We start from the raw sequence: 11,263 nt of genomic DNA, 5'->3' as shown, positions 1-11,263 counted from the left end.
GCGCCGCGGGCGCGGCCTCCACCTTGACAGGGTGGTGAGGGGAGTGTGTGCGGTGACATGAGTGAGGCCCGCTGTCCCTTTCGGGTGCGGGCCTCACTCTCACTGCGGTCCTGACGGGATTTGAACCCGCGGCCTCCACCTTGACAGGGTGGCGAGCACTCCAAACTGCTCCACAGGACCAGGATTTGCCGCGCTGTTCGTGCGTTGCGCTGCGAGAAGAGACTCTACAGGAGGGTGAGCCCCTTGGTCGAACTCACCCTCCGTGCGGTCGCCGTCACGGCGCCGCCGCGTCGATCGCCTTCACGATCCGCTTGTCCGAGACCGGGTACGCCGTGCCCAGCGCGTGGGCGAAGTAGCTGACCCGGAGCTCCTCGATCATCCAGCGGATGTCCAGGACCTGCCGGGGGACCGGGCGGCCCTGCGGCATCTGCTCCAGCAGCCATGCGTACTCGTCCTGCATCTCGTGGACCTTCTCCATGCGGGTGGTGTCCCGCTGGACGCCCGTCGGCATCTGCTGCAGGCGCCGGTCGGCGGCGATCAGGTAGCGCATCAGGTCCGGCAGCCGCTTGATCCCTGCCTCCGTCACGAAACCGGGCTTCACCAGGCCGTCCAGCTGCTTGCGCACGTCCTGGAGGTTCGGCAGCAGCGCGGGGCTCCGTACGGCCTTCAGGCGGCGTTCGCAGGCCTGCCAGGCGGCCAGCACCTGCTGGACCTGGCCGACCGTGCGCACGGTCGTGTCGACGATCTCCGCGCGGACCTTGTCGTACAGCGTGCGGTACGACTCCTCGTCCCACGCCGGGCCGCCGAAGTCGGCGATCAGCTTGTCGGCGGCGGCCATCGCGCAGTCGTCGAACAGGGCCTGGATCGAACCGTGCGGATTCGCGGACAGCCCCAGCTTCTGCTGGTTGGTCAGCTTTTCGGATGCGAACTTCGCTGGGTTGACCGGGATGTTGCGCAGGATCAGCCGGCGCGTGCCCTTCCACATCGCCTCGGCCTGCTCGGCCTCGGTGTCGAAGAGCCGGACGGAGACGGTGTTCGCCGCCGGCCCGTCGTCGACCAGCGCCGGGTACGCCTTCACCGGCTGCCCGGCGCGGCGCGTCTCGAAGACGCGGGTGAGCGTGCCGATCGTCCAGTCGGTCAGGCCCTCGCGCTCCAGGGACGGCCCGCCCTGGCGGGAGGCGGTGGCCGCCGCGGCCTGGGACAGGGCCTTGCGCGCCTTCGGCTTCAGCCGGAGCTTGAGCGCCTCCAGGTCCTTGTCCTCGGCCAGCTTGCGGCGCCGCTCGTCGACGATCCGGAAGGTGATCTTGAGGTGGTCGGGGACCTTGGACCAGTCGAAGTCCTCGGCCTCGAAGGGGACGCCGACCATGCGCTTCAGCTCGCGCGCCATGGTCACCGTCAGCGGCTCCTGGAGCGGGACCGCCTTCTCCAGGAACGCCTTGGCGTAGTTCGGCGCCGGTACGTAGTTGCGGCGGATCGGCTTGGGGAGGGAGCGGATGAGCTCGGTGACCAGTTCCTCCCGCAGGCCCGGGATCTGCCAGTCGAAGCCCTCGCCGGTGACCTGGTTGAGGACCTGGAGCGGGATGTGGACGGTGACACCGTCGGCGTCCGCCCCCGGCTCGAACTGGTACGTGACGCGGAACTTCAGATTGCCCTGGCGCCAGGAGTCCGGGTAGTCGTCCTTGGTGACCGCGCCCGCCTTCTCGTTGATGAGCATCTCGCGCTCGAAGTCGAGGAAGTCGGGCTGCTCGTGCCGCTTGTGCTTCCACCACGAGTCGAAGTGGGCGCCGGAGACGACGTGGTCGGGGATCCGCCGGTCGTAGAAGTCGAACAGCGTCTCGTCGTCGACGAGGATGTCCCGGCGCCGCGCGCGGTGCTCCAGCTCCTCGACCTCGGTCAGGAGCTTGCGGTTGTCGGCGAAGAACTTGTGGTGCGTGCGCCAGTCGCCCTCCACCAGCGCGTTGCGGATGAACAGCTCACGGCTGACCTCCGGGTCGATCCGGCCGTAGTTCACCTTGCGCTGGGCGACGATCGGCACGCCGTACAGCGTGACCTTCTCGTATGCCATCACCGCCGCCTGGTCCTTCTCCCAGTGCGGCTCGCTGTAGGTGCGCTTGACCAGGTGCTGGGCGAGCGGCTCGACCCACTCCGGCTCGATCTTCGCGTTGACGCGGGCCCACAGCCGGGAGGTCTCGACGAGTTCGGCGGACATCACGAAACGCGGCGGCTTCTTGAACAGCGCCGAGCCCGGGAAGATCGCGAACTTGGCGTTGCGGGCCCCCAAGTACTCGTTCTTCGCGCCATCCTTGACGTCCTTCATGCCGACATGCGAGAGCAGGCCGGCGAGCAGGGACCGGTGGACGAGCTCGGCGGGGGCGTCGTCCTCGTTGAGGTGGAGGCCCATCTGCTTGGCGACCGAGCGCAGCTGGGTGTAGATGTCCTGCCATTCGCGGATGCGCAGGAAATTCAGGTACTCCTGCTTGCACATCCGGCGGAAGGAGGACGAGCCGCGCTCCTTCTGCTGCTCGCGGAGGTAGCGCCAGAGGTTGAGGTAGGCCAGGAAGTCGCTGGTCTCGTCCTTGAAGCGGGCGTGCTGCTGGTCGGCCTGGGCCTGCTTGTCGGCCGGGCGCTCGCGCGGGTCCTGGATGGACAGCGCGGCGGCGATGACCATGACCTCGCGCACGCAGCCGTTCTTGTCGGCCTCCAGCACCATCCGGGCCAGGCGGGGGTCGACGGGCAGCTGGGCCAGCTTGCGGCCGGTCTCCGTCAGCCGCTTGCGCGGGTCCTTCTGCGCCGGGTCGAGGGCGCCGAGCTCCTGGAGCAGCTGGACGCCGTCGCGGATGTTGCGGTGGTCCGGCGGGTCGATGAAGGGGAACTTCTCGATGTCGCCGAGGCCGGCCGCGGTCATCTGCAGGATGACGGAGGCCAGGTTGGTCCGCAGGATCTCCGCGTCCGTGAACTCCGGACGGGCGTCGAAGTCGTCCTCGCTGTAGAGCCGGATGCAGATGCCGTCGGAGGTACGGCCGCAGCGGCCCTTGCGCTGGTTGGCGCTGGCCTGCGAGACCGGCTCGATCGGCAGCCGCTGCACCTTGGTGCGGTGGCTGTAGCGGGAGATCCGGGCGAACCCGGGGTCGATGACGTACTTGATGCCCGGGACGGTCAGCGAGGTCTCGGCCACGTTGGTGGCCAGAACGATCCTGCGGCCGGAGTGCGGCTGGAAGACGCGGTGCTGCTCGGCGTGCGAGAGCCGGGCGTACAGGGGCAGGACTTCCGTGAACCTGTACTGCTTCTTGGTGAGCGCGTCCGCGGTGTCGCGGATCTCCCGCTCCCCGGAAAGGAAGACCAGGATGTCGCCGGGGCCCTCGGCCATCAGCTCCTCGACGGCGTCCGTGATCGCGGTGATCTGGTCGCGGTCGGCGTCGTCGGAGTCTTCCTCCAGCAGCGGCCGGTAGCGGACCTCGACGGGATACGTCCGGCCGCTGACCTCGATGATCGGGGCGTCGCCGAAGTGCCGGGAGAAACGCTCCGGGTCGATGGTCGCCGAGGTGATGACGACCTTCAGGTCGGGACGCTTCGGCAGCAGCTGGGCGAGGTAGCCGAGCAGGAAGTCGATGTTCAGGGACCGCTCGTGCGCCTCGTCGATGATGATCGTGTCGTAGGCGCGCAGCTCGCGGTCGGTCTGGATCTCCGCGAGCAGGATGCCGTCCGTCATCAGCTTGATGAAGGTGGCGTCCGGGTTCACCTGGTCGGTGAAGCGGACCTTCCAGCCGACGGCCTCGCCGAGCGGGGTGTCCAGCTCCTCGGCCACGCGCTCGGCGACCGTCCGGGCGGCGATCCGGCGCGGCTGCGTGTGCCCGATCATGCCGCGGACGCCACGGCCGAGCTCCAGGCAGATCTTCGGGATCTGCGTGGTCTTGCCGGAACCGGTCTCACCGGCCACGATCACCACCTGGTGATCACGGATGGCCGCCGCGATCGCGTCCTTCTTCTGGCTGACCGGCAGCTGCTCGGGGTAGGTGACGCCGGGCACGCGGGCGCGGCGCTCGCCGATGCGCCGCTCGGCCCGCTCGACGTCCGCCTCGATCTCGGTGAGGACGGCGGCACGGGCCTCCGGCTTGCGGATCTTGCGCGCGCCTTCCAGCCGCCGGCCGAGGCGGTGCGCGTCACGCAGGGACAGCTCGGTCAGGCGGGAGGCGAGGCTGCCGAGGGCGGGGGCGGAGTGCGTAGACATACGCGATCCAGGATCTCATCCCCGGGAATTCCGTGGCGAACGCTTTTGCCCGGGGCGTCCGGTCCGCGCACCGGACGCCCAGGGCGGGGCGGGGCCGAGGGCTACCGGGCGAGCCAGTCGGTCAGGTTCGAGGGCCGGTCCGTGAGCGGTTCCAGGTTCCCGCCGTCACCCGCGTCGACGGCGTGGACACGGGTGCCTTCGGTCGTGCCGTCGTAGGCCTGGAAGGCGATCCGGCGGCCGTCGGGGGAGTACACCGGGTTCCGGAAGCCGTAGAGCGGGACCTGCCAGCCGCTGTTCAGGTCGGTGGTGGCGCCGGTCGCCACGTCGAGGCTGTGGAGGCCGTACGAGGTGGCGTAGACGAGCCTGCTGCCGTCGGGCGACCAGTCGACGGGCGTGGAGCTGACGTCCCGGCGGTCGGTGAGCCGGCGTTCCTCGCGGGTGACGGTGTCGAGGAGGTGGACGTCCGTGCCGTACGCGTAGCCGTCCTCGGTCGGGTATGCGGTGGTCCGCACGAAGGCGATGGTCCGGCCGTCGGGCGAGAAGGTGCCGAGGCTGCCGCGGGTGAGCAATTCGCTGCCGGTGCCGTCGGTCTTGACCCACTCCAGGCCGCGCGGGCTGTCGTAGAGGATGTGCTGCCCGTCGGGGGACCAGTCGGGGTGGCCGACGTACGGGGCCTCGCCGGTCTCGGGCTGGACGCCCGGGACGAGGACGCGCGCGTTGCCGCCGTCGGCGTCGGCGAGGACCAGGTCACGGGCGTAGACGCAGCCGCCCTCCGGCTGCGGGATGCAGGTGTCGCGGCGGCCGATGTACGCCACCTGGGAGCCGCCGGGCGCGAGGACACCGTCCTCGGCGTTCTGGGCGAAGGTGGCGGTGACCGCCCCGCTCGACGGGTTGAGGGCGACCAGAGCGGGGGAGCCCGAGGAGTAGTCCGTGGCGGTGAGCCGCCCCACCCCCGCGCTCCCGCCGGTCCCGTCGGCCGCCGCGCTCCCCGCCGTCGGCAGCGCGCACGCGATCGCCAGTCCCACGGCCCCTACGGCATGTCTGAAACGCACTTGATCCCTCCCGGGTATCCGGGAACCGGCGTCCCCGGCCCCCCACTGCAAGAGCGCGAGCGGATCAAGAAACATCACTGGGCAGGGCGCCACGGTGTGGGAAGGGTGCCGCGGTATGGGAGGGCGCAACGCGAAACCCCCGCCGATTTATCGACGGGGGTCTCTGCCCGAACGGGCGGTTGTGGCTGGGGCCGGGGTCGAACCGGCGACCTTCCGCTTTTCAGGCGGACGCTCGTACCAACTGAGCTACCCAGCCACGAGGTTTCACGTGAAACCTCAGCGGTCCTGACGGGATTTGAACCCGCGGCCTCCACCTTGACAGGGTGGCGAGCACTCCAAACTGCTCCACAGGACCAAGTGTGGCTGTGTGCGAACCAACGTGCCAAGTGTCGCACACCGTACTGCGTGCCCCCAACGGGATTCGAACCCGTGCTACCGCCTTGAAAGGGCGGCGTCCTAGGCCGCTAGACGATGAGGGCTATCGGCCCGCCTGGGCGCTTCTCAGCGCGTCGGGGACGTGAGAAGCATAGGGGATGGCGGGAGAGATCGCCAAAACGGTTTACGGGGCACGGGTCGCGGAGGGAGCGGGGGAGGGGGAGGAGGCGGACGGGGAGGGGGGCGGCGTGGGGGTGGCCCCCGGCTGGTTCTCCTTCGGCAGGTGGCGGCTGACCTCGGCCGTCGTCAGCCCCAGGCCGCCCAGTTCGATCTCGTCCCACGCCTGGAGGCGGCGGGTGTCGCGGTCGAAGTAGAGGATCGACGCCTGGATCGGGTCGGGGTGCTCGCCCTCGACGGCGCGCAGGCCGCTGCCGCCGGTCGAGCCCTCGACGCGGAGCCGGGTGCCGTACTTCATGACCTCCGTCTTCTGGTGGTGGATGTGGCCGGCCAGCACCAGCGGCACCTCCCCGTCGACCTCGCGGGCCGCCGACGGCTCGTGGGCGATCGCGACGTCCACGGGGGTCCCGTCGGCGCGCTGGTCGCGCAGGGCGGAGGCGAGGCGGGCGCCGGCCAGTTCCTGGGAGGCCTCGGCGCCGGGCTTCGTGGAGCGGTCGGGGGTGAACTGGGGGTCGCCGATGCCGGCGAAACGCAGGCCGGCGACGGTCGTCGCGCGCCCGTCGTCGAGGACGTGCACGTTCTTCATGCGTTCCAGGTAGCGCTGGGTGACGCGCGAGTCGTGGTTGCCGCGGACCCAGACGTAGGGGGCGCCCAGGCCCTCGATGGGGTCCAGGAAGCCGTTCTCGGCCGCCGTGCCGTGGTCCATCGTGTCGCCGGAGTCGACGATCACGTTCACCTTGTACTGCTTCACCAGCGAGGCGATGATCTTCCAGCTCGCCGGGTTGAGGTGGATGTCGGAGACGTGCAGGACCCGGATGGTGGTCGGGTCGGGGGCGTAGGCGGGGAGCGTGGAGGTGACGTCGTACAGCTTCGTCACGTTCGTCACCAGGCGGGCCAGCTCCTTCTGGTAGACGTCGAACTCCGTGACGATGCTGCGCGCGCTGCCGACCAGGGACGGGGCGGAGGAGAGCAGGCCGGAGAACTTGGGCTCCAGGACGGAGTCGGGGTTCCAGGTGGCGTACGCGGTGCCGCCCGAGGCGGCCAGGAGGGCCAGGGCGAGGCCGCCGGCGGCGAGGGCCCGGCGGGGGCGGCGGTAGACGGCGAGGCCGAGGGCGGTGGCGCCGGTGACGACGGCGACGCCGGAGCGTACGGCGAGGTCGAGGGTGCCGTGGGTGACGTCCCGGGCGACCTCGTCCTGGAGGCCGGAGAGGCGTTCGGGGTGGTCGACGAGGGCCTGGGCGCGGTCCGGGTCGAGCTGGTCGACGTTGACGTCCAGGCGGACCGGGGCGATGTGGCTGTCGAACTGGAGCGCGCCGATCGGCGAGACGTTGATCTTCGTGCCGCCGGTGAGGGACGGGCGCAGGGTCATCGTCGTGTTCATGGGGCCGACGGGGACGCGCACGTCGCCCACGACGAGCAGGCCCAGCCAGGAGCCGAGGACGACGACGGCGACGAGGCCGGCGGCGCGGCGCCAGGGGCGGGGCCGGCGGGCGAGCTCCACCGCGGTGGCCGGTGCCCGGCGGGCGCGGCGCCGCCGGGTGGGGGTGCGCGGGGTCTTCCGGATGCGGTCGTACATGTTCAGGACTGCGGCGGGGACGCGGACCATTGATCCCCTATGCCCATGTCCGGGGGCGGATATGCGGGGTGCGGGCGCCTCTCGTACGAGCGTGGCGTACTCCACAATGGGCCTGTGCTGGAGATGACGCGCGAGGAGTTCGAGGAACTGGTCGCCGAGGCGCTGGACCGGATCCCGCCGGAGCTGACGCGGCTGATGGACAACGTCGCGGTGTTCGTCGAGGACGAACCGCCGGCGGACGATCCCGAGCTGCTCGGGCTGTACGAGGGGACTCCGCTGACGGAGCGCGGGGAGTGGTACGCGGGTGTGCTGCCGGACCGCATCACGATCTACCGGGGGCCGACGCTGCGGATGTGCGAGACGCGCGAGGACGTCGTCGCCGAGACGGAGGTGACCGTGGTGCACGAGATCGCGCACCACTTCGGGATCGACGACGAGCGGTTGCACGCCCTCGGGTACGGGTGACATCCGCCGGTGCGGGGCGCGTGTCCTCTTGCGGGCGGCGGGAGTTGGGCACGTTGACTCATTCACCCCGCTCCGGAGGTGGCTTCCCGTGCGCCCCTTGTTCGTACCCGTCCGCCTGGCCGCCACGGTCGTGGCCGTCGCCGCCGCAGCCGGCTGCATGAGCGTGGGCGACGACGCCTCCGGCGGGGCCGCCAAGCCGTCGCGGTCCGCCGGGGAACAGGGCGCGAAGGAGCCCGACGGCGGGGCGGTGGTGCCGGGCGGGGGCTCCGGGTACGGCGCGGTGGCGGCCGACGGCGGGGACAAGGACGGCAAGGGCGGGGAGAAGGGCAAGGGCAAGGGGAAAGGGAAGGGCAAGGGCAAGGGCAAGGGGCGGGAGAAGGGCGGCGAGGGCAAGGGCGAGGGCGAGGAAGAGCCCGCGCCGGGCGCGCCGCCCGCCGGCCCGAGCGGGTCCGCCCCGGCGGGCGGCGGACCGGTCGATCCCGCTCCCACTCGTACGTCCGTTCCGGAACCCACCCGTACGGTCGTCCCCGAACCGACGCCGACCAGGGAACCGCCCGCCTCCCCGACGCCGGACCCCACGGTGGCCGAGCCGTCGTCGTCGGCGCACGAGCCGCCGGGACCGCAGCTCGCGCAGCGGGAACCGGCGGAGCGCGAACCGGCGCCGGAAGCGGGGGCGCCGGTCTGAGAGGGCCGGAGAGGGGGAGTGGACAGGGGGGCCTGAGGTGGGCTGAGCTGGGTGTTTGCCAGCCGGTTTGCCTTCGGGGGTGATGGGTGCGTATGGTGGCAGATCGTTTGATCCCATTTGCCCGGCGCCAACGCAGAGCGCGCCGTGTGGCGCGTACTCTCCTAAGCCGTGGTGGACCGCATCGAGGCGGTCGTATTGCGAATCGCGAATCACGGAGTTGACGGGCGCGTGCCGACGATCCTCCGGAAGGTTTCGCATTCGCATGTCCATCACCAGTACTGATCACGTCGTCGTGTCCGAGAACCCCGAGCACCTCGAGCTCCCCGAGTCCCCCGAGGCTTCCGTGAACGCGGAGCACACGGAGAACACGGAGCACGCCGAGGACGCCGGGAACGGCACCCCCGGCACCCCCGACACCCCCCAGGTCACGTTCGCGGACCTCGGGCTGCCCGAGGGCGTCGTGCGCAAGCTCGCGCAGAACGGCGTGACCACCCCCTTCCCGATCCAGGCCGCGACCATCCCGGACGCCCTGGCCGGCAAGGACATCCTCGGCCGGGGCCGCACCGGCTCCGGCAAGACGCTCTCCTTCGGCCTGCCGACGCTGGCGCAGCTCGCCGGCGGCCGCACCGAGAAGCACAAGCCGCGGGCCGTCATCCTGACGCCCACCCGTGAGCTGGCCATGCAGGTCGCCGACGCGCTCCAGCCGTACGGCGACGTCCTCGGCCTGAAGATGAAGGTCGTCTGCGGCGGCACCTCCATGGGCAACCAGATCTACGCCCTGGAGAAGGGCGTCGACGTGCTCGTCGCCACGCCGGGCCGGCTGCGCGACATCATCAACCGCGGCGCCTGCTCGCTGGAGAACGTCCAGATCACCGTCCTCGACGAGGCCGACCAGATGTCGGACCTGGGCTTCCTGCCCGAGGTCACCGAACTGCTCGACCAGGTCCCGGCCGGCGGTCAGCGCATGCTCTTCTCCGCCACCATGGAGAACGAGATCAAGACCCTCGTCGACCGGTACCTCACCGACCCGGCCACGCACGAGGTCGACGCGGCGCAGGGCGCGGTGACGACCATGTCGCACCACATCCTGGTCGTGAAGCCCAAGGACAAGGCGCCGGTCACCGCGGCCATCGCCTCCCGCAAGGGCCGCACCATCATCTTCGTCCGCACCCAGCTGGGCGCCGACCGCGTCGCCGACCAGCTCCGCGAGGCGGGTGTGAAGGCCGACGCGCTGCACGGCGGCATGACCCAGGGCGCCCGCACCCGGACGCTGGCCGACTTCAAGGACGGGTACGTCAACGTCCTGGTCGCCACCGACGTCGCCGCGCGCGGCATCCATGTGGACGGCATCGACCTGGTCCTGAACGTGGACCCGGCCGGCGACCACAAGGACTACCTGCACCGCGCCGGCCGTACCGCCCGCGCGGGCCGCACCGGCACGGTCGTCTCCCTGTCCCTGCCGCACCAGCGGCGCCAGATCTTCCGCCTGATGGAGGACGCGGGCGTCGACGCCCAGCGCCACATCATCCAGGGCGGCGCGGCCTTCGACCCGGAGGTCGCCGAGATCACCGGTGCCCGGTCGATGACCGAGGTCCAGGCGGAGTCCGCGGGCAACGCGGCGCAGCAGGCCGAGCGCGAGGTCGCCCAGCTCACCAAGGAGCTGGAGCGGGCCCAGCGGCGCGCGACGGAGCTGCGCGAGGAAGCCGACCGGCTCCTCGCCCGGGTGGCGCGCGAGCGGGGCGAGGACCCCGCCGCGGTCACGGCGGCGGCCGGTACGGCCGAGGCGACCGCGACGGCGGCCGAGGTGTCGGTGCCGGAGCAGCCGGGTGCGCGGGACGTGGAGCGCTCGGAGCGTCCGGAGCGGTTCGAGCGTCCGGAGCGGTCCGAGAGGTTCGAGCGGTCCGAGAGGCCGGAGCGATTCGAGCGTCCGGCGTCTTCGGGGTCGTACGAGCGGCGTGAGCGGCGTGACGAGCGCGGTGGGTTCGGGCGCGAGCGGTCGTACGACCGGGACCGCTCCTTCGAGCGCCGTGACGGCGAGCGTGGCGGTGACCGTGGCGGGCGTTCCTTCGAGCGGCGTGACGACCGGGGCGGGTTCAACCGTGACCGTGACCGCGGCTACGACCGTGACCGCCGGGACGGCGACCGGGGCGGCTTCCGCCGGGACGACCGTCGGGACGGTGACCGTGGTGGGCGTTCCTTCGAGCGCCGGGACGACCGTGGCGGTTTCCGCCGGGACGACCGTGGTGGCTTCCGCCGGGACGACCGCCGGGACGGCGAGCGTGGTGGCGACCGGGGCGGCTTCCGCCGCGACGACCGCCGCGACGACCGCCGGGACGACCGTCGGGACGGTGACCGTGGTGGGCGTTCCTTCGAGCGCCGGGACGACCGCGGTGGCTTCCGCCGGGACGACCGCGGCGGCCACCGTGGCAGCGACCGTCCGTTCAACCGCGACCGCCAGGGCGACCGCCCCGGCTTCCGCTCCGGCGGGCACGAGCGTCCGTACGGCCGTCGTGACGACCACCGCGGCGGTTCGTCCTTCGGGCGCCGCGAGGACAAGCCGCGCTGGAAGCGCAACGGCTGACGGTTGCCAACGGCTGCCGGAAGGGGCCGCACCAGGCCAGTGGGGGGGGGGCCTACCCCAAACGGGGGGGGGCCCGACGGCCCGGCGCCGTGTAGTACGGAGGCCCCCCGGGGGTTTGAGAGAA

The 11,263-nt window shown here is 71.5% G+C and carries 6 protein-coding genes and 4 tRNA genes; 3 read left to right on the top strand and 7 right to left on the bottom strand.

Annotation, left to right across the window (positions count from 1 at the left end; all coding sequences use genetic code 11):
* Positions 1-105: 105 nt before the first annotated feature.
* From ABZ340_RS11560 to ABZ340_RS11530, 7 genes are all read right to left on the bottom strand, one after another.
* A tRNA-Asp gene (locus ABZ340_RS11560) sits at positions 106-180 on the bottom strand.
* A gap of 94 nt (positions 181-274) precedes the next feature.
* Positions 275-4,228: an ATP-dependent RNA helicase HrpA gene (gene hrpA / locus ABZ340_RS11555; RefSeq protein ID WP_358781551.1), complete on the bottom strand. Its 3,954-nt coding sequence runs from the start codon at positions 4,226-4,228 to the stop codon at positions 275-277.
* 101 nt (positions 4,229-4,329) lie between these two features.
* The gene (locus tag ABZ340_RS11550) at positions 4,330-5,253 is read right to left on the bottom strand and encodes a hypothetical protein (protein ID WP_358781550.1); all 924 of its coding nucleotides are present in this window, start codon (positions 5,251-5,253) and stop codon (positions 4,330-4,332) included.
* A 209-nt stretch (positions 5,254-5,462) separates the two neighbouring features.
* A tRNA-Phe gene (locus ABZ340_RS11545) sits at positions 5,463-5,536 on the bottom strand.
* Between the two features lie 24 nt (positions 5,537-5,560).
* Positions 5,561-5,635, bottom strand: a tRNA-Asp gene (locus tag ABZ340_RS11540).
* 51 nt (positions 5,636-5,686) lie between these two features.
* Positions 5,687-5,759 (bottom strand) — tRNA-Glu (locus tag ABZ340_RS11535).
* Between the two features lie 80 nt (positions 5,760-5,839).
* The gene (locus tag ABZ340_RS11530) at positions 5,840-7,438 is read right to left on the bottom strand and encodes a metallophosphoesterase (protein WP_358781549.1); all 1,599 of its coding nucleotides are present in this window, start codon (positions 7,436-7,438) and stop codon (positions 5,840-5,842) included.
* An 84-nt stretch (positions 7,439-7,522) separates the two neighbouring features.
* On the opposite strand from ABZ340_RS11530, the gene ABZ340_RS11525 reads away from it, so the two are divergent.
* The 3 genes from ABZ340_RS11525 to ABZ340_RS11515 all read left to right on the top strand — a co-directional run bounded on the left by ABZ340_RS11525 (position 7,523) and on the right by ABZ340_RS11515 (position 11,139).
* Complete coding sequence (locus ABZ340_RS11525; RefSeq protein ID WP_225076323.1) at positions 7,523-7,873, top strand: metallopeptidase family protein; 351 nt, start codon at positions 7,523-7,525, stop codon at positions 7,871-7,873.
* 88 nt (positions 7,874-7,961) lie between these two features.
* On the top strand, positions 7,962-8,558 hold the full coding sequence (locus ABZ340_RS11520; RefSeq protein WP_358781548.1) for a hypothetical protein: 597 nt from the start codon (positions 7,962-7,964) through the stop codon (positions 8,556-8,558).
* Between the two features lie 262 nt (positions 8,559-8,820).
* Positions 8,821-11,139, top strand: coding sequence for a DEAD/DEAH box helicase (locus tag ABZ340_RS11515; protein WP_358781547.1), 2,319 nt, complete (start codon positions 8,821-8,823; stop codon positions 11,137-11,139).
* Positions 11,140-11,263: the final 124 nt, after the last annotated feature.

Source organism: Streptomyces sp. NPDC006134, assembly GCF_040628835.1.
Taxonomy (GTDB): domain Bacteria; phylum Actinomycetota; class Actinomycetes; order Streptomycetales; family Streptomycetaceae; genus Streptomyces.
The sequence above is the reverse complement of the archived record's forward strand: the minus strand, read 5'-3'. Positions and strand labels throughout refer to the sequence as shown.

Bases quoted from the DNA above. Each gene is read 5' to 3' on its own strand.
- hrpA (WP_358781551.1), bottom strand. From the start codon at position 4,228: ATGTCTACGCACTCCGCCCCCGCCCTCGGCAGCCTCGCCTCCCGCCTG.
- ABZ340_RS11530 (WP_358781549.1), bottom strand. From the start codon at position 7,438: ATGGTCCGCGTCCCCGCCGCAGTCCTGAACATGTACGACCGCATCCGG.
- ABZ340_RS11515 (WP_358781547.1), top strand. From the start codon at position 8,821: ATGTCCATCACCAGTACTGATCACGTCGTCGTGTCCGAGAACCCCGAG.